Source organism: Pontibacillus sp. ABV4_188, from assembly GCF_056311905.1.
Genome location: NZ_CM149975.1, coordinates 354,103 through 372,805 on the forward strand (window position 1 = coordinate 354,103; position 18,703 = coordinate 372,805).

The following is an 18,703-nucleotide window of genomic DNA, read 5'->3' on the forward strand; positions in this document are numbered from 1 at the left end:
CTTTGAGGTGAAGGTATGAATAAGGAAGAAGCAAAGAAAAGAATTGAAGAACTTCGTCGTGAGTTAGAACAGTACAACTATGAGTACCATACACTCGATCAGCCGTCTGTATCTGACTACGAATATGATAAGAAGACGCGAGAGCTCATTGATTTAGAAGAAGAGCACCCAGAACTCGTCACACCAGATTCCCCCTCAAAGCGTGTAGGTGGGGCGCCGCTTGATGCATTCCAAAAGGTGCAGCATGAAATTCCAATGCTAAGCTTAGGCAACGCCTTTGATGAACAGGAACTTCGAGATTTCGACCGCCGAGTTCGCGAGGGTGTCGACGGTGAAGATGTAAACTATGTATGTGAGCTTAAGATTGATGGACTGGCGATTTCGTTGAAATATGAAGATGGGCTCCTCGTTCGCGGTGCAACGCGTGGTGATGGAACAACAGGTGAAGACATTACACAGAACCTGAAAACCATCAAGAGTATCCCTCTTCGTATTGAACAGCAGGAGCCTATAGAAGTACGAGGAGAAGCTTTTATGCCGCATCGTTCTTTCTTAGCTATGAACGAAAAGCGCGAAGCCAACGGTGAGGAACCTTTTGCTAACCCGCGCAATGCCGCAGCGGGTTCTCTGCGTCAGCTTGATCCGAAGATTGCAGCCAAGCGTAATTTAGATATCTTCCTATATGGTGTTGGACAGTGGGAAGCTGGTGAGCTTGAGTCTCATAGCGAGCGACTTGAGTATATGAAGACACTTGGATTTAAAACAAATCCAGAATGGAAAAAGTGTAACGATATTGAAGAAGTCATCGACTATGTTACAAAGTGGACAGAAGAGCGTCCTAATTTGAATTATGAAATTGACGGCATTGTGATTAAGGTGGACAGTCTCGATCAGCAGGAAACGCTTGGCTTTACAGCTAAGAGTCCTCGCTGGGCGACTGCCTTTAAGTTCCCTGCTGAAGAAGCGATCACGAAACTAACGGATATTGAATTAAGTGTAGGACGTACAGGTGCTGTGACTCCAACAGCGATTTTGAATCCTGTTCAGGTAGCGGGTACAACGGTAGGACGCGCTTCTCTTCATAATGAGGACCTGATTCGCGAGAAAGATATCCGTATCGGGGATACCGTTGTGATTAAGAAAGCGGGAGATATAATCCCAGAAGTAGTACGCGTTATAACGGATGAGCGCTCAGGAGATGAAGAACCTTTTTATATGCCTGATGTGTGTCCGGAATGTGGAAGTGATTTGGAACGGTTAGAGGAAGAAGTGGCGCTTCGCTGTATTAATCCGAATTGCCCGGCTCAGCTTCGCGAGGGTCTGATCCACTTTGTATCTAGAAATGCGATGAACATCGATGGACTTGGTGAAAAGGTGATTGCTCAACTTTTCCGTGAGAATCTGGTTCATACCATTGCTGATTTGTATAAGTTGGATAAGGATGAACTGTTGCAGCTTGAGCGTATGGGGGAGAAGTCAGCAGATAATCTTCTCTCATCCATTAACGTATCGAAAGAAAACTCGTTAGAACGCTTGTTATTTGGACTAGGTATTCGTTTTGTTGGGTCAAAAGGAGCTCAGACGCTTGCTGAAGAGTTTGAAACGATGGAACGCTTAATGAACGTGACCTATGATGAATTGGTGGCTATTCACGACATTGGGGAAAAGGTGGCCGATTCAATCGTTCGTTACTTCGAGAAGGAACCGGTTGTTGAATTAATTGAGGAATTAAGAGCTCTCGGTCTGAATATGGAGTATAAAGGGCAGAAGAGAAGCGAGCAGCCTGAAGATTCTCCGTTTGCAGGTAAGACCGTTGTGATTACAGGGAAAATGGAAAACTATAGCCGAGGCGACGTGAAAGCACATGTGGAAGCGTTAGGTGGTAAAGTGACAGGAAGCGTGAGTAAGAATACAGATATGCTAATCGCAGGGGAAGATGCCGGTTCGAAATATGAAAAGGCAGAGAAGCTTGGCATTGATATCTGGGATGAAGCTCGCTTCCAATCTGCGTTACAAGAATAGGGAGAGTGGAGACGGATGAAACGGATCGCATGGATAGTAGGCCTTGCCATTCTATTGGCAGGGTGCGCTCCGGCCTATGATAAGCAGGAAGAAGAATTAATGAAAGAGACGCAGGAGAACAGCCAGAAGGAAAAAGCGATTGTGCCAAAGCATAGCATTTCTGATGAGTATTATCGTCCTCTTGTAAATAAGCAGGATAAGTATGAGCCGAGTGAGGCGCGAGGCATCATTGTACGCCAAGTTGATAATCGCTTGGATATTGAAGAGATGGAAATGGGGTTAAGACGTCATTCGAAGGAAGTTTATGACCCTAACGAATACTTCTTTCAGGACGGTCAGTACTTATCAACGGATATCTTGAATGATTGGCTCGATCGAAAAGTGAATGCTGAGGAATCGGATGGAACGCCAAATGGTCTAAATCCTTCCCTTCCTTTAGGGGCCACCGAAGAGCAATATCGAGAGAACCCTGTTTATTTATCCCATATTCTTGAACAGAATTTCTTTAAGAAAACGGATGAGGATTCTGTTGAATTAAGTGGCATCTCTATAAGTCTTGCGATGAAATCAGAATATGAATTCCAAGTAGAGAAGTGGGGAGCTTCGTATTATGAAGAGATTAGTCGGGATGAAATGCTCACCCAAGGGAAGAAAATGGCCCAAACGGTATTAGAGCGTCTTCGTGAAATGGAGAAGCTTGAGGATATTCCGATTATGATCACAATCTATCAGCAAGAAGCCAAGTCTTCTGTAGTGCCAGGTAATTTCTTGGCGAAAACGACCGTTGAGGGAAAAAATAATCAGATTAATGAATGGGAAACCATTGATGAGAAGTACGTTTTATTCCCTTCAGATGAAGCGGAAAAGAACTATAAGAAAGAGTCCGAAGACATGGTGGACTTCCAAAACGATGTGGCCAACTACTTCCCCAACTACATTGGGGTTGTAGGAAAAGGGTTCTATAAAGATGATGAATTAGTCAATATGGAAGTTACTATTCCTATTGAATTCAAAGGGAAAGCCGAAATCGTCTCGTTAACCCAGTATGTCTACTCGCTCATTATGGAAAACTTCCCGAATTACTTCGGAATTGAAGTGAAAATTGAATCACACGAAGGGCAGGAAAGTCTCATCGTCCGTAAACCAGGCGAAGACAAACCATACGTCCACATCTACGACAACTAAACAAAAGGACAGCGCTACTAGCGCTGTCCTTTTTTTGCGCTTTAAAGGAACAACGCGTGCCAGACACCCTTTAGTGCTGTGCAGTAGCGCAGGGTGCCAGACACCCTTTAGTGCTGTGCAGGAACACAGGGTGTCTGGCACGCTTTACTTCTTTAATTTGGCCCCGCAAAGCTGTAGCGGCCAGCAACTAGTAGACTTCCCTCGCCTTCGGTCTATATATTGGTTAGCACTTTTGCTTTTGAAATTGGGCTTATGCCTATTTACTTTCCTTTTTAGAATGTGTTAGAATTTTTTATACAACTAAAACCTGAGTAAACTTATAAGGATTGTACATTTTAACACCACGAGGTGAAGGATATGGGAAGAGAGTTTATTGATTTATTTGATGGTTGGGCCTCGTCTTATGATCAGACTGTGTCTGGTGAGGACGTTGAATATAAAGAAGTGTTTGCGCACTATGACGATATCTTAAACGCTGTAGTTGATTATACAAATGGGCCAAAAGTTATTGAGTTTGGTGTTGGAACGGGAAATTTAACGAAGAAGTTAATTAACCGTGGGCATTCGGTAATCGGTATTGAGCCTTCGTCCGAAATGCTGAAGATTGCTCAGATTAAAGTGCCAGATGCTAAAGTGCATGATGGAGATTTTATTGATTTTCCAAAGCCACAGGTTCCGGTTCAATCGATTGTGAGCAGCTACGCCTTTCATCATCTAACAGACGAGGAAAAGGATGTAGCGATTGGTAAATATAGCAGTATTCTAGAAAAAGGAGGCCGGATTGTTTTCGCGGATACCGTTTTTGAAACGAAAGCATCGAAGCGGAGAGCAATTGAAACAGCTATTGCTTCGCACTATAACAATCTAGCTGATGATTTATCAGTAGAATACTATTCCGACATTCCAACTCTGCAAGCCATCTGTAAGAAATATAACTTTGAAGTACTGTTTGAGCAGAAGAATAAATATGTTTGGGTAATGGTAGCAGAGAAAAAATAATTAAAGAAAAAGGGAGAGGTTTATCCATGCCAATGAACGTAGAAAGTTTTAACTTAGATCATACAAAAGTCGCAGCACCTTATGTACGACTGGTTGGAATTACAGAAGGATCAAAGGGAGATAAAGTTTACAAATATGATCTTCGTATTAAGCAGCCAAATAAGGACCACATGAACATGCCGGCTCTTCATTCATTAGAGCACATGTTGGCAGAATTCAGCCGTAATCATCATGATCATATCCTAGACATTGGCCCGATGGGGTGCCAAACCGGTTTCTATATTGCCGTATTAAATGATGACAGTTACGAAAACATTTTATATGTTATTGAAAATGCGCTGAAAGATGTCTTAGAAGCGACAGAAGTACCTGCTTGCAATGAAGTGCAGTGTGGCTTCGCAGCTAGTCACAGCTTAGAAGGGGCGAAGGAACTGGCTCAAGAACTGCTAGACAAACGAGACGAGTGGACAGAGGTTTTCGCTGAACAACAATAAGGAGCGAACGATATGCAGTACGTGACAAACATTCAGCAACTAATCGGCCACACCCCTCTCATGGAACTTCAGAATGTTGGAGTTCCTGAGGGAGTGCGCCTTTTTGCTAAACTGGAATATTTTAACCCAGGGGGCAGCATTAAAGATCGACTTGGGCAGAAGCTTCTTGACGACGCCATTCAGTCTGGAGATTTGAATCCCGGAGGAACCATTGTCGAGCCAACTGCTGGGAATACAGGAATTGGATTAGCTCTCGCCGCTATAGGTCGAGGGTTTCGAGTGATGTTCGTTGTACCTCAAAAATTCAGCATGGAGAAACAAACACTTATGAGAGCACTCGGTGCTGAAATTATTAATACCCCTACAGAAGAAGGAATGCAGGGAGCGATTGATAAAGCGACTAACCTTGCCAAAGAGTTAAACGCTTTTTGTCCTCAACAATTTGATAACGCAGCCAATCCACAGACCTATTACGAAACGCTTGGACCTGAAATCTATGAATCTCTAGAAGGTGGAGTGGACGTGTTCGTAGCAGGTGGCGGAACAGGTGGTACATTTATGGGAACCGCACGCTACTTGAAAGAGAAGAACCCCTCTATTAAAACGGTCATTGTCGAGCCGGAGGGTTCAATTTTAAACGGGGGTGCAGCAGGCCCTCATAAAACAGAAGGCATCGGGATGGAGTTCTTACCGAAGTATATGGATACGGATTATTTCGATGGGATTCACACCATTCGAGACCAAGATGCGTTCTGGGCGGTAAAGCTTTTAGCGGAGAAAGAAGGGCTGCTGGTCGCTAGTTCCTCAGGTGCCGCGTTTGTGGCAGCGATGAAGGAAGCGAAGCAGGCTAAGCCTGGCACAAACATTGTTACCATTTTTCCAGATAGTAGCGAACGATATTTAAGCCAAGGAATCTACGAGGAGTGAGAATATGAGAAGGAAAACACAGCTAATACACGGTGGCATAACAGGTGATGAACAGACTGGAGCGGTTTCTGTCCCCATCTATCAAGTAAGTACGTATAAACAAGATGGAGTGGGTAAGCACAAAGGCTATGAATATTCTAGAACAGGCAATCCGACTCGTCATGCGCTAGAAGAATTGATTAAGGATCTAGAAGGCGGCTATGCTGGCTTTGCCTTTGGATCAGGCATGGCTGCCATTACGTCGATTCTCATGATGTATAAGAGTGGCGATCACCTTATCATTACAGATGATGTTTACGGAGGCACCTATCGTCTTCTATCTGGTGTGCTTAGTCGCTTTAATCTTGATGTAACGTTCGTGGATACGTCTGATGTTGATAACATTGAAGAAGCGATTCGTCCAAATACAAAGGCTGTTTATGTTGAAACGCCTACGAATCCTTTGCTGAAGATCACAGACCTTGAAGCAGTAGCTCGTCTAACGAAAGAAAAAGGGTTCACCTTTATTGTTGATAACACGTTTAGTACCCCGTACTGGCAAAATCCAATCGAACAAGGAGCAGACATCGTGCTTCACAGTGCGACGAAGTACTTAGGTGGGCATAGTGATGTAGTGGCAGGACTCGTTGTTGTGAACTCACAAAGCTTGGCAGAAGAACTACACTATGTTCAAAATTCTGCAGGAGCTGTATTAGGACCGCAGGATTCCTGGCTTTTAATGCGAGGGATTAAGACACTTGGGATTCGTATGGAAGAAATCGAATCGAATACTCACTCATTTGTGTCGTTCCTCAAGGAGCACCCGGAAGTCACTACCATCTATTATCCTGGTTTAAACGATCATGTTGGTCACGATATCCATGCGTTACAAGCTAGGGGAGCAGGTGGCATGATTTCATTTGATGTTGGAAGTGATGAAAATGCAGAGAAACTGTTGAAGAACTTAAAGTACTTTACGTTAGCTGAGAGTTTAGGAGCTGTAGAGAGTCTGATTTCAGTTCCGGCGAAAATGACTCATGCTTCAATCCCAAGTGATCGTAGAGCAGAATTAGGGATTACTGACGGACTTGTCCGAGTATCGATTGGTCTTGAAGACGTAGAAGACCTTAAAGAAGATTTCGTTCAGGCGCTAAAAGGGGAATAAATAGGAAGAGGCTCAGAGTTTTCTCTGGGCTTCTTTGTATGTGAAAAAGTTTATCGGTTCTTATAAAAAGAAGTTTAGTTTGATTTGAAATGGGTAATAAGAGTAGTTGTGAGAAATACACATGCTAATGTTAGGATTTTTTCTAAAAAAAGGTAAAAATGACAAAAGTTCTAGATTTAATTTTATAAATTATGATGAATACATATAGGCAATTCTATTTATATTATTACAAATGCAACATTATGATGTATAATAATACAAAATAATACGAAGAAATTAAATCGCGCAATGTTCTGACAATTTCTTTATGTTATAGTATTTGTTGTATATCAATTGTAATTCTTTTATGCGTACCATACATAACTTGTCAGAATTATAAGAAAAATGTATGGTATTGTATATATAATGCATCGAAAAGGAGGGGGCGTCGAATGTTAACAACTGCAACATGGATGTGGCTCTTTATTCCCATGCCATTATTAATTATCCTATCAACCATCACTTTATTTACCGGAAGGAGAGAGTAGAACTTAATGAGTATAGCTACGTTAATTACGTTTATCGTTTATTTACTTGGAATGCTTTTAATTGGTGTTATTGCTTCAAGAATGACAAATGACCTATCAGATTATGTGTTAGGTGGTCGACGCTTAGGACCAGGTGTTGCTGCGTTAAGTGCAGGGGCTTCTGATATGAGTGGTTGGCTATTACTTGGTTTACCAGGTGCTGTTTATGCTTCAGGTCTATCAGCAGCATGGATTGGAATCGGTCTAGCGATAGGGGCCTACTTAAACTGGCAATTTGTAGCGCGTCGTCTTCGTGTTTACACAGAGGTCGCGAATGATTCCATTACAGTACCAGACTTCTTAGAAAATCGCTTCCATGATACATCACATATTTTACGTGTGATCTCCGCACTTGTAATCTTATTCTTCTTCACCTTCTACACATCCTCAGGTATGGTAGGTGGAGCGAAATTATTCGCGGCATCCTTTGATATGGGGTATAACCAAGCCCTTTGGATTGGTGCTATTGTTATTATTTCTTATACATTCCTAGGTGGTTTCCTAGCAGTAAGCTGGACGGACTTCTTCCAAGGAATTCTAATGTTTGTTGCATTACTAGCTGTACCGATTGTTGCAATTAGCGAACTTGGTGGCTGGAATGAAGTCGTAAGCATGGTTAGTGAAATTGATGCAACTCGCCTTGATATGGTTAAAGGAGTTGGAGTCTTAAGTGTTATATCATCCCTCGCTTGGGGACTTGGTTACTTCGGGCAGCCACACATCCTAACTCGTTTTATGGCGCTTCGTTCTCCAAAAGACGTGCCGAAAGCTCGTTTCATCGGTATCACTTGGATGATTCTTGGTCTATACGGCGCAATCTTCACAGGTATTGTCGGTATCGCTTATGTAGCTAATGGCGGTACAGCAGGAGAGCTTGCTGATTTAGGTGTTAAAATTGTTCAACAAGATGGATTAAGCGTAATCCCGAATTCAACTGAGGCGGAGAAGATCTTCATTGCGTTCTCCCAAATCTTATTTAACCCTGTCATTGCAGGTATCTTACTAGCAGCAATTCTTTCTGCAATTATGAGTACAATTGACTCTCAGCTACTTGTATCATCTTCTGCAGTAGCAGAGGACTTCTATAAGGCAATCCTACGCAAAAACGCTTCTGAGCGTGAACTTGTATGGGTTGGTCGTTTCTCAGTAGCGGCGATTGCTCTACTAGCGATTGCACTTGCATACGGTGCACAAAGCTCTGTGCTTGAACTTGTAAGTTACGCATGGGCAGGATTTGGTGCCGCATTCGGACCAATCATCATCTTGAGTCTATTCTGGAAACGCCTTACTCGTAATGGTGCAGTAGCAGGGATTCTTACAGGTGCAGTTACAGTTGTGGTTTGGAAACAACTGATTAAAGTGGTGAAAGACGATGAAGGAGAAGTTATTCGTGAAGCGATTATCGACTTCCCGATCTATGAAATCGTACCAGGATTCATCCTGTGTACAATCGTAGCTTTCGTTGTCAGCCTTGCTGGTAAAGGACCTTCTAAAGAAATTCAAGCTGAATTTGATAAAGCGAATAGCTAAGATTTGATGAGAGCCTCTTCTTTTTTAGAAGGGGCTCTTTTGTATTGCTCTTAGGGGGAAATGTTTTTGTTTCACTCGACGTGAGGTCGTACGACGTTGTCTATTGACGTGACGACCTTAGTCGAACTTCCTCTTCCCCACCCCGCCTGCGCTTTTCTTTGTGTGGAGATTGATTGTAACGGGTGTTTTTTGGTATTATCATTATTATGTGATGTTCGATACGAATGGAGGTTAAAGGATGTCTAGAATTAGTGAAGAGCAAGTGAAGCATGTGGCTCATTTGGCGCGTTTGCACGTGTCTGATGAAGAAGCGGAGCGTTTTACGAAGCAGTTGGATGATATTATCTCGTTTGCGGAGCAGTTGAACGAGTTGGATACAGAGGGTGTGGAGCCTACGACACACGTTCAGGATCTTAAGAATGTGATGCGTAAGGACGAACCGAAGAAGTGGATTACACAAGAAGATGCGCTTAAGAATGCGCCGGAAACGCAAGATGGTCAAATCCGTGTACCATCAATCTTGGAATAGGAGGGTGACGAATGTCTCTTTTTGATTATAAATTATCAGATCTTCAAGAAATGCTACATAAGAAAGAGATCAGCGTAAATGATCTTCTTGATGAAGCATATAATCGAATCAGCGAAGTAGACGGAGACGTGAAAGCCTTCATTACATTAAATGAAGAAACTGCTCGTGCTCGTGCGAAAGAATTAGATGAACTACGAGGTACGCCAGAAGGACGCGGTCTGTTATTCGGAATGCCAATTGGTGTAAAGGATAACATCGTAACAAAAGGCCTTCGTACAACGGCTGCCAGCCAAATTTTAGATAACCTGACAGATCCATTATATGACGCAACGGTTGTGCAGAAGCTTGATGCAGCTGAAGCCATCAACGTTGGTAAATTAAACATGGACGAGTTCGCGATGGGTTCTTCTAACGAGAACTCAAGCTATTATGCCACACGTAACCCTTGGAACACAGATTATGTTCCGGGTGGCTCTAGTGGTGGTTCTGCAGCAGCTGTTGCAGCAGGCGAAGTACCGTTCTCATTAGGATCTGACACAGGTGGTTCTATCCGCCAGCCAGCAGCTTACTGTGGTGTTGTTGGACTTAAACCGACGTATGGTCGTGTATCTCGTTTCGGTCTAATTGCTTTTGCATCTTCTCTAGACCAAATTGGCCCATTAACGCGTACGGTTGAAGATAATGCGTACATCTTAGAAACGATCGCAGGTCTTGATCAGATGGACTCTACATCTGCAGACATTGAAGTACCGAAATACACAGAAGCTCTTACAGGTGATGTAAAAGGCCTTAAGATCGCTGTGCCGAAAGAATACCTTGCTGAAGGTGTGTCTGACGAAGTAAAAGAAGCCGTTCAAAAGGCTCTTAAAGTGTACGAAGATATGGGCGCGACGTGGGAAGAAGTAACGCTTCCTCACTCGAAATACGCACTATCAACGTATTACCTACTATCTTCTTCTGAAGCGTCTGCTAACCTTGCACGCTTCGATGGTGTCCGTTATGGTCGTCGTTCTCCAAATGCTGAGAACATGCTAGACATGTTCAAGCTTTCTCGTAGTGAAGGATTTGGTGACGAAGTGAAGCGTCGTATTATGCTTGGAACATTTGCGTTAAGCTCTGGTTACTACGATGCGTATTACAAGAAAGCACAGCAAGCTCGTACACTAATCAAGAAAGACTTTGATGATGTACTAGCCGATTACGATGTGATTATCGGACCAACAACACCGACTCCTGCCTTTAAAGTAGGCGAGAAGACGGAAGATCCATTAACGATGTATGCGAACGATATCCTTACAATTCCTGTAAACCTAGCGGGCGTACCAGGAATCTCTGTGCCTTGTGGATTCTCTACGGAAGGTCTTCCAATTGGTCTACAGATCATTGGTAAGCACTTTGATGAAGCAACGGTTTACCGTGCAGCACATGCTTACGAACAGGCGACTGATTTCCATACACAAAAGCCAAGCCTGGGAGGTGCGAAGTAATGAACTTTGAAACAGTTATTGGTATTGAAGTACACGTTGAGCTTAAGACAGCGTCTAAAATCTTCAGCCCGAGTCCGAACATGTTTGGTGACCAGCCAAACACGAATGTTAACCCAATTGACTTAGGATACCCAGGAGTACTGCCTGTCCTAAACGAAGAGGTTGTCAATTACGCTATGAAAGCTGCGATGGCACTAAACTGTGACATTGCTACACATACAAAGTTTGACCGTAAGAACTACTTCTACCCGGATAACCCGAAAGCATATCAAATCTCTCAATTTGACCAGCCAATCGGTGAGAATGGGTATATCGACATTGAAGTAGACGGCAAGACGAAGCGCATTGGAATCACTCGTCTTCATATCGAGGAAGATGCGGGTAAATTAACGCACAGTGACGACGGCTATTCTCTAGTCGACTATAACCGTCAAGGTACGCCACTTGTTGAGATCGTTTCTGAGCCGGATATCGCTTCTCCTGAAGAAGCATACAAATATCTTGAGAAACTGAAGAATATCATTCAGTACACAGGTGTATCTGATTGTAAGATGGAGGAGGGTTCTCTTCGTGCCGATGCGAACATCTCGATCCGTCCAATTGGTCAGGAAGAATTCGGTACGAAAACAGAGCTGAAGAACTTAAACTCCTTCTCCTTCGTTCAAAAGGGACTAGAGTTTGAAGAAAAGCGCCAGCAAAAAGTACTAGAAGCAGGTGGCGAGATTCTTCAGGAAACACGCCGTTTCGATGAAGCTACGAAAGAAACGCTTCTTATGCGTGTGAAAGAAGGTTCGGATGACTACCGTTACTTCCCAGAACCAGACCTTGTACCGCTATACGTGAGTGAGGACTGGAAAGAACGCGTCCGTGCAGAGATCCCTGAGCTTCCGGATGCTCGTAAAGCCCGTTATATTAACGAACTTGGATTACCTGAGTATGATGCAATGGTTCTTACAAATAATAAAGAGCTATCTGACTTCTTCCAGGAGACCATTGATTCAGGTGCTGATGTGAAGCAGGCATCAAACTGGATGATGGGCGAAGTATCAGCTTACTTGAACAAGCAGCAAAAAGAACTAACAGACGTTGCATTAACTCCTGCCAATCTTGCAAAAGTGATCAAACTTATTGAAGACGGTACGATTTCTTCTAAGATTGCGAAGAAAGTCTTCGCTGAAACCGTTGAGAACGGTACAGAGCCAGAACAATACGTGAAAGATCAAGGGATGGGTCAGATTTCTGACGAAGGCCAGCTTCGTGAGATTATTACAGGCATCTTAGATCAGAACCAACAATCTATTGAAGACTACAAGAACGGTAAAGACCGTGCACTAGGCTTCCTTGTTGGTCAAACGATGAAGGCGACTAAAGGACAAGCGAACCCACCAATGGTAAACAAGATTATCGTTGAAGAAATGGATAAGCGCTAAAGAGATAGAACCTTGCATGAAAGCACGCTGCTACAGCGTGCTTTTGTGTGGGTTATAAAATGGAAAAAGAGCCTAATAGGAAAAACTTTTCAAATGGATGAAAAAGGTTTATGATGATGTAAGGAAAAATAGGCTTGGATTGGATGGGGGAAGGACCTATGAAACGTGCTCGAATAATATATAATCCCACCTCAGGCAGGGAGGCAGTAAGGAAGGAGCTCCCTGATATCATGCAACGCTTTGAACAAGCAGGCTATGAAACATCTACACACGCAACGACGTGCGCTGGAGATGCAACCAATGCAGCCAAAATCGCCGTAGAGCGAGAGTTTGATGTGGTGGTTGCAGCAGGTGGGGACGGGACGATTAATGAAGTCATTAATGGTCTTGCCGAACATGAATATCGCCCGAAACTGGGGATTATTCCAGTTGGAACGACGAATGATTTCGCTAGAGCACTTTGCGTGCCGCGTAATGTGAAAAAAGCTGTTGATGTGATTCTGGACGGATTTTCAAAAGAGCTTGATATTGGCCGGGTGAACGACCAGTACTTTATGAATATCGCCGGTGGCGGTAAATTAACGGAACTAACGTATGAAGTTCCGAGTAAATTAAAAACGATGCTGGGGCAGCTCGCTTATTATCTGAAGGGCGTTGAAATGATCCCTTCCATCCGTCCAACGACTGTTGAAATTGAATATGACGGGAAGTATTTTGAAGGCGAAGTGATGGTATTTCTAGTGTCGAACACGAACTCTGTCGGCGGATTAGAGAAGCTAGCACCGGATGCTGAGATGGACGACGGCATGTTTGACCTGCTTATTATTAAGCGCGTCAATTTGGCCGAACTCATTCGTCTCGCTTCACTCGCGATGAAAGGCAATCACATCAGTGACCCAAACGTCATTTATACGAAAGCAAACCGCATCAAGGTTCATACGAACGAGAAGATGCAGTTAAATATTGACGGGGAATATGGTGGATTATTGCCCGGGGAATTTGTCAATTTATATCGCCACCTGGAATTCTTTCTCCCAAGAGGTCGATGGGAAGAGAAATAAGGAATGAGAACGGCTCGGATTTTGTCATAGAGGCAAGATTTAGAGTCGTTTGTTATTCTGTTTAGGAAATGGCAACACTACTACAATAGAGCTGATTTCACTCAGCAATCTGAACGGCAAAGGAAGATGTGCATGTCTAAACCAGCACCACCTGTACAGAAGAATGACACAATCGAAGTGACATTTGAAGACTTAACGCACGAAGGGAACGGCGTCGGCAAAGTCGATGGGTACCCATTATTCGTACCTTACGCCTTACCGGGTGAAACAGGAAAAGTAAAAGTCATCAAAGTGAAAAAGAACTTCGGATTTGGAAAATTACTAGACGTTACAGAAGCAAGCCAGGACCGCGTAGACCCGCCATGTCCTGTTTACGTGCAATGCGGAGGCTGCCAGCTTCAACACATGAGCTACCAAATGCAGCTAGATATGAAACAGAATCAAGTGAAAAACGCCATGCATAAGATCGCCCACTTAAGCGATGTGCCTGTCCACCCGACAATCGGCATGGAAGATCCATGGTACTACCGCAACAAAGTTCAGATCCCAGTCGGACAAGATGGCGATCGCCTGAAGGCCGGATTCTACCGCAAGCGCAGCCATGACATTATCGAGATGGACACGTGCATGATCCAGGACGAGCACAACAACCGCATGGTCGAAGCTGTCCGTCGTATTGCGGAGAAGTACGGCATTGAAGCGTATAATGAAGAGAAACACCGCGGCGTCCTTCGTCACATTATGGTCCGTACCGGCCAAACAACAGGCGACGTTATGGTCGTCATGGTAACCCGTACGAAGCAGTTGCCATACGCAGAACAAATAGTCGAAGAGATTCGTGAGACGTATCCAAATGTGAAGTCAATTGTCCACAACGTCAACTCGAAGAAAACGAACGTCATCTTAGGTGACAAAACGACCGTTCTTTATGGAGACGACTACATCGTCGACCGTATTGGCGATATCGAATTTAAGATCTCTCCAAAATCGTTCTACCAGGTCAACCCTGTTCAGACGAAGAAGCTATACGATCAAGCTCTAGCTTATGCAGATCTAAAAGGTCACGAAACAGTCATCGACGCTTACAGCGGCATCGGCACGATTTCGCTATTCTTAGCCCAACAAGCGAAGAAGGTTTATGGCGTTGAGATCGTGGCCCCAGCTGTCACGGACGCGAAGAAAAACGCGGAGCTAAACGGCATGGACAACGCTGAATTCTTCGTCGGTGAAGCTGAAAAAGTATTCCCATGGTGGAAGAGCCAAGGCCTCGACCCTGATGTCATCGTCGTCGACCCTCCACGTAAAGGGTGCGATGAAGAGCTACTCAAGGCTATGATCGGGATGCAGCCAGAGAAGATTGTGTATGTATCCTGCAGCCCTTCAACACTAGCCCGCGACCTTCGTATTTTAGAAGACGGCGGTTTTGAGACACAAGAAGTACAGCCAGTGGACATGTTCCCACAAACGGGTCACATTGAGAATGTAGCCTGGTTAAAAAGAAAATAATACAAAAGACAAGAGTCCCGAGAGTATGTCCTAATTCTCGGGGCTTTGCTTTATAAACAAAGGTGGTTCATATAAATGATAAATAACGATCGATTAATACGATTACGATATGCGCTTGATTTAAAGAATGACGAAATGGTTGAGATCTTTGAGCTTGGCGGTATGAAGGTAACAAAAGAAGAAGTGGGCGAAATGCTCACGAAACCAAATGACAGTTACAGTGACGACTTGGATGAAGAGGAAGAGACGGTCGATGATGAAACGGTAGAGCGATTCTTAAATGGATTGATTATTTATAAAAGAGGCAGGCAAGAACCAAAACCAGGGCAGCCTGAGCGACCAGAGCTCTCTGGTGATGAGTGGATTAATAATGTCCTGTTGAAGAAGTTGAGGATCGCTCTTAAGCTGACGAGTGAGGATATGCTTGATGTGTTTGATCAGGCGGGAGTTCATGTTACGAAAGGTCAGTTGAGTGCTTTGCTTAGGAAGAAGGGGCATAAGCATTATAAGGATTGTGGGGATAAGTTTGCTAGGAGTTTTTTGAAGGGGTTGACGGTGAGGTATAGGGGATAGGTTCTTAAACATACCAGAACCTGGAAGTAAATAGCTTGGCACTAATTACGGTTAACCGCACCATAAGTAAATAAGGGGTTTGTGGAGATTTGAAGCAATTTAAAATAGATCAAGATAATTGTTATTGGCTAGAAAAATAACTTTATGCTGTAAAATAGTATTTCATGTTCAAGTGAGTTCCTAATGTATAAACTTAGTACTGTTAAAGTTAATACAACCAAGAATATATACGTATACTGGTAAGGTAAGCTAACATTGTCCTAGCCAACTAAATAATGTGCTACCTATACTATTAAATTTACTTTGATAAGGTAGCATTGTTGGCTACTTTACATACACTAAGTTATTTGTTAGTTAAATCGTCTTCTGATCTATTTAAACAATCTCATTTACTTTCTTGATGCCGATGCATAGACATCATTTAACATTGTGATTACAAGATTGAATAAACTAAGCAGCCCCAAAAGAAGAATGTTAATATAAATTATTTTAAATATTTCTAAATAATCTTCTCTTAGAGGGAGATTAAGGTATGAGCCAAATAGAGATAATATGCCGGTAACTAAAAACAACGTAGCTGTAAAAACATATGGACCTAAGAACTCTATCAGCGCCTGTCCCTTCACACCTGCTTCATTTGTATGATTTGCTAACTTTTTCAAGTCATCTTCACTGAATGCATTTTTTCCAGCAACAAATAAAGCTAGAGTTAAGGTTAATCCTGTTGATGATACTGAAAAATAAGTTCCAATTTGAAATGGTGAAAAGTCCATAAAATCGAAATAAAGGGCTCCACCTAACGTTACGAAAACAAAAGTAAACCATAAAAAAATAAGATAGCTCGGCATCAAGTTTTTTTTTGACTTCCAAATTACTTTTATTGGATTATTATAAAAATTACCCTTCACATTTTACCCTCTCTTCTTTATGAATTTTTATCAACGTGGGTTAAGGTTTTCATCTTTTTATATATATTTTTACCTTTAGCTGTTAGAAATTTCAAGTAACCCTGTTTCGCTTCGTTTTCTAAAAATTCCTGGACAGGCTCCTTTTTTAAAGGTTTACCATCTGTGCCTATAAGTTTAACCTCTGCTTCCTTTGCTTCAGCATTTTTTAAAATATTGTGTCTATCCAAAGGTGGATTTCCGTTTGGATACACTGTAGTGTAGCTGATTTCATTGTATTCTCCCTCCAAAGTTATTGATTCGTAAATAGGGTTAATATTAATCTTCCCAATATGCTTGTTAGCAGCCCTGCTTCTATTAACAAGGTCAACTAAAGCAGTTATATAGTTTTGAGCTGCTGTTTCTGATGAGCTTTCGACTAGTACATGTTCAGTTTGAGGATTGTAATACGCTATTAAACTCAATGAGTTTAAAACATTATCATTTGGATATCTTTTTAAGTACAATTGTATTTTATAAAATTTCCTCAAGTGTGTAATTCCTGTACCTACTTTATTGTCTGATTCAATATTTGCATATTTATCTACATCTTCATCTGTAATTAATTCATAAGCCTTCATTATCCCTGGATATTTTTTTTCTAAACCTCTTCTTTTATTCATACACGTCTCGTTTAGACTTAAAAATTCACTGGAATAATGAATTTCATGACTTTTTTTATACTGTGATAAAACTTGTTTGTGAAACTCAAATAACATAAGAGTTTTTTCTTCTAGATCTTTAAAAATTTTTTGGAAATCTTGCTCGTCGATTTCTTGTGGGATTAATTTGTGTAATCCGTTATACTCTTCAACCTCTAATACATTTTGAAAGGCTAACGGTATCATTTCCTCAAGTAAATATTTAATTTCACTGCATTTTTTATAATTTAACAGAACATCAGGTTGAATGTTTAATTTAAATACAACATAACTCACAACAGTTTTCTCCTCTCTTAAATCTTTCTTGGTAGGAATAGATAGCATTTATAGAGGCTACTATACCAATAAATGTATTATACAACGTGATAGGTAATTTTTAAAAATTAGCAATCCTATTAATTTAGTTTATTTTATGCCTGAATCCTAGCACTTAGATTTAGAAGCGGTAGATTTATCTTAAATTCTATCTAAAAGATACTTTGAGCAAAGGCACTTTAACTACTGTTTGTAAGTTGAGATATCTAATCCCTAGCTAAACAAAGGGGTTTTAGTTTTAATGGACGGTTAAGTTTTAAGTAAGATACAAAAAACTCATTTATATTCTTTGGTGAACCCTATCATAATTAAGGGAATATCCAAGATTATTAAAATGAGAGAGGCATTTGCCTCATCCCTACTCTTAATAGAATATATTTCTAATTGAACTTCGCCAAGCGTTCGATAATCTCAACTCACATCATAACTCATATCAATAAACCTCTTAGCCCTCTCAACATCCTCATCACTACTAATCGAAATCTCTAAATCCCCAGTCCCATAATGGCCAATATTCCGCACATCCCGAGTGAACCCCTTCTCCAACTCAACCGTCTCAGGATCGACTTTCACATAAAGCAAAATCTTCTTCGTAGCCGGATGAACTTCCACACAGGCAAAATTCTTTATTCGTTTAAAAGCAATGTAATTCTTCAACGTCTTCATTTGCACGTCGTCCCCTAGAGCTACTAAATAAGCCTGTAGTAATTCATAGCGATCGCTAAGCTCTGTGCTAGATTGGTTTAAGTAATCACTCACGGTTTTACTTTTGGTTGGCTTTGAGTCGCTAGTCGGTGTTTCTTGAACCGTCGTTGCATTGACTAAGTCGAGTAAAAGTAACTCGTTTGCATAGTGCTTATATTGGTATAGCTCAATGTTTCGATTGATCTGCTGAACGGCATGTTCGTCGTATTTCGTGAATCCACCGGCTATACACAATAATCTCGGACTCGTCCAATCGATGGCATTTGACACTTCTTCACCATATTGGCGCATGACCATTAGTTCGAATTCTCCTTTGTGATCAAGCAGCCAATCGAGATAAAAGAGGCCCTGGTTAATTACATTTTCATTGGTGGATCGTTTGTATTCTATGATGACAGGCGAGTAGTTCTCGTCGATGCCTAACGTATCGATTCGACCTCCGTGACGTTTGCCTGTGCTATATTCTGATGCTAAGAAGCGGACGCCCAGGCAAGCTTCTGAATTTTGTTCAATGATGTGCTGTAGTGATTTCTCCACAGCTACGGCGTGGCCTTCTAGTTCTTCTGCGTGATTTTCATTTATGTGAAAGAGTTTAATATCTCCCAATTTAATCTTCCTTTCTTA

Annotated in this window: 16 protein-coding genes; 13 read left to right on the top strand and 3 right to left on the bottom strand. The window is 42.1% G+C overall.

Annotated elements, in window-relative coordinates; genetic code table 11:
* The first annotated feature begins 15 nt into the window (after window positions 1-15).
* The 13 genes from ligA to ACYX4O_RS02020 all read left to right on the top strand — a co-directional run bounded on the left by ligA (window position 16) and on the right by ACYX4O_RS02020 (window position 15,453).
* Window positions 16-2,022: an NAD-dependent DNA ligase LigA gene (gene ligA / locus ACYX4O_RS01960; protein WP_476354094.1), complete on the top strand. Its 2,007-nt coding sequence runs from the start codon at window positions 16-18 to the stop codon at window positions 2,020-2,022.
* Between the two features lie 15 nt (window positions 2,023-2,037).
* Complete coding sequence (locus ACYX4O_RS01965) at window positions 2,038-3,207, top strand: CamS family sex pheromone protein (RefSeq protein WP_476354096.1); 1,170 nt, start codon at window positions 2,038-2,040, stop codon at window positions 3,205-3,207.
* Window positions 3,208-3,564: 357 nt separating this feature from the next.
* Window positions 3,565-4,206, top strand: a complete 642-nt coding sequence (locus tag ACYX4O_RS01970; protein WP_476354098.1) for a class I SAM-dependent DNA methyltransferase — start codon at window positions 3,565-3,567, stop codon at window positions 4,204-4,206.
* Window positions 4,207-4,232: 26 nt separating this feature from the next.
* Window positions 4,233-4,700, top strand: a complete 468-nt coding sequence (locus tag ACYX4O_RS01975; protein WP_476354100.1) for an S-ribosylhomocysteine lyase — start codon at window positions 4,233-4,235, stop codon at window positions 4,698-4,700.
* A 12-nt stretch (window positions 4,701-4,712) separates the two neighbouring features.
* Window positions 4,713-5,627 carry a PLP-dependent cysteine synthase family protein gene (locus ACYX4O_RS01980; RefSeq protein WP_476354102.1) on the top strand — a complete coding sequence of 305 codons (915 nt, stop codon included), beginning with the start codon at window positions 4,713-4,715 and terminating at the stop codon, window positions 5,625-5,627.
* A gap of 4 nt (window positions 5,628-5,631) precedes the next feature.
* Entirely contained in the window at window positions 5,632-6,771 is a 1,140-nt protein-coding gene (locus ACYX4O_RS01985; protein ID WP_476354104.1) for a bifunctional cystathionine gamma-lyase/homocysteine desulfhydrase, read from the top strand.
* A 533-nt stretch (window positions 6,772-7,304) separates the two neighbouring features.
* Window positions 7,305-8,867, top strand: a complete 1,563-nt coding sequence (gene putP / locus ACYX4O_RS01990) for a sodium/proline symporter PutP (protein ID WP_476354105.1) — start codon at window positions 7,305-7,307, stop codon at window positions 8,865-8,867.
* A 238-nt stretch (window positions 8,868-9,105) separates the two neighbouring features.
* Complete coding sequence (gene gatC / locus ACYX4O_RS01995) at window positions 9,106-9,396, top strand: Asp-tRNA(Asn)/Glu-tRNA(Gln) amidotransferase subunit GatC (protein ID WP_036784246.1); 291 nt, start codon at window positions 9,106-9,108, stop codon at window positions 9,394-9,396.
* Between the two features lie 11 nt (window positions 9,397-9,407).
* Window positions 9,408-10,883, top strand: a complete 1,476-nt coding sequence (gatA, locus tag ACYX4O_RS02000; RefSeq protein ID WP_476354108.1) for an Asp-tRNA(Asn)/Glu-tRNA(Gln) amidotransferase subunit GatA — start codon at window positions 9,408-9,410, stop codon at window positions 10,881-10,883.
* Complete coding sequence (gatB, locus tag ACYX4O_RS02005) at window positions 10,883-12,313, top strand: Asp-tRNA(Asn)/Glu-tRNA(Gln) amidotransferase subunit GatB (protein ID WP_476354110.1); 1,431 nt, start codon at window positions 10,883-10,885, stop codon at window positions 12,311-12,313. The genes gatA and gatB overlap by 1 nt, the downstream gene beginning before the upstream one ends.
* A gap of 158 nt (window positions 12,314-12,471) precedes the next feature.
* Window positions 12,472-13,374, top strand: coding sequence for a diacylglycerol kinase (locus tag ACYX4O_RS02010; protein WP_476354111.1), 903 nt, complete (start codon window positions 12,472-12,474; stop codon window positions 13,372-13,374).
* 132 nt (window positions 13,375-13,506) lie between these two features.
* Window positions 13,507-14,880, top strand: a complete 1,374-nt coding sequence (rlmD, locus tag ACYX4O_RS02015) for a 23S rRNA (uracil(1939)-C(5))-methyltransferase RlmD (RefSeq protein ID WP_476354113.1) — start codon at window positions 13,507-13,509, stop codon at window positions 14,878-14,880.
* A 75-nt stretch (window positions 14,881-14,955) separates the two neighbouring features.
* Window positions 14,956-15,453, top strand: coding sequence for a YehS family protein (locus ACYX4O_RS02020; RefSeq protein WP_476354115.1), 498 nt, complete (start codon window positions 14,956-14,958; stop codon window positions 15,451-15,453).
* Window positions 15,454-15,842: 389 nt separating this feature from the next.
* On the opposite strand, the gene ACYX4O_RS02025 is transcribed toward ACYX4O_RS02020, so the two are convergent.
* The 3 genes from ACYX4O_RS02025 to ACYX4O_RS02035 form a co-directional block, all read right to left on the bottom strand.
* Window positions 15,843-16,361 carry a hypothetical protein gene (locus ACYX4O_RS02025; RefSeq protein WP_476354117.1) on the bottom strand — a complete coding sequence of 173 codons (519 nt, stop codon included), beginning with the start codon at window positions 16,359-16,361 and terminating at the stop codon, window positions 15,843-15,845.
* A gap of 17 nt (window positions 16,362-16,378) precedes the next feature.
* The gene (locus ACYX4O_RS02030) at window positions 16,379-17,335 is read right to left on the bottom strand and encodes a hypothetical protein (protein ID WP_476354119.1); all 957 of its coding nucleotides are present in this window, start codon (window positions 17,333-17,335) and stop codon (window positions 16,379-16,381) included.
* A gap of 450 nt (window positions 17,336-17,785) precedes the next feature.
* Window positions 17,786-18,685: a DUF5655 domain-containing protein gene (locus ACYX4O_RS02035; protein ID WP_476354121.1), complete on the bottom strand. Its 900-nt coding sequence runs from the start codon at window positions 18,683-18,685 to the stop codon at window positions 17,786-17,788.
* Window positions 18,686-18,703 lie beyond the last annotated feature (18 nt).

Excerpts from the sequence above, each read along its gene's own strand:
- ligA (WP_476354094.1), top strand. The coding sequence starts at position 16 with ATGAATAAGGAAGAAGCAAAGAAAAGAATTGAAGAACTTCGTCGTGAG.
- ACYX4O_RS01965 (WP_476354096.1), top strand. The coding sequence starts at position 2,038 with ATGAAACGGATCGCATGGATAGTAGGCCTTGCCATTCTATTGGCAGGG.
- ACYX4O_RS01970 (WP_476354098.1), top strand. The coding sequence starts at position 3,565 with ATGGGAAGAGAGTTTATTGATTTATTTGATGGTTGGGCCTCGTCTTAT.
- ACYX4O_RS01975 (WP_476354100.1), top strand. The coding sequence starts at position 4,233 with ATGCCAATGAACGTAGAAAGTTTTAACTTAGATCATACAAAAGTCGCA.
- ACYX4O_RS01980 (WP_476354102.1), top strand. The coding sequence starts at position 4,713 with ATGCAGTACGTGACAAACATTCAGCAACTAATCGGCCACACCCCTCTC.
- ACYX4O_RS01985 (WP_476354104.1), top strand. The coding sequence starts at position 5,632 with ATGAGAAGGAAAACACAGCTAATACACGGTGGCATAACAGGTGATGAA.
- putP (WP_476354105.1), top strand. The coding sequence starts at position 7,305 with ATGAGTATAGCTACGTTAATTACGTTTATCGTTTATTTACTTGGAATG.
- gatC (WP_036784246.1), top strand. The coding sequence starts at position 9,106 with ATGTCTAGAATTAGTGAAGAGCAAGTGAAGCATGTGGCTCATTTGGCG.
- gatA (WP_476354108.1), top strand. The coding sequence starts at position 9,408 with ATGTCTCTTTTTGATTATAAATTATCAGATCTTCAAGAAATGCTACAT.
- gatB (WP_476354110.1), top strand. The coding sequence starts at position 10,883 with ATGAACTTTGAAACAGTTATTGGTATTGAAGTACACGTTGAGCTTAAG.
- ACYX4O_RS02010 (WP_476354111.1), top strand. The coding sequence starts at position 12,472 with ATGAAACGTGCTCGAATAATATATAATCCCACCTCAGGCAGGGAGGCA.
- rlmD (WP_476354113.1), top strand. The coding sequence starts at position 13,507 with ATGTCTAAACCAGCACCACCTGTACAGAAGAATGACACAATCGAAGTG.
- ACYX4O_RS02020 (WP_476354115.1), top strand. The coding sequence starts at position 14,956 with ATGATAAATAACGATCGATTAATACGATTACGATATGCGCTTGATTTA.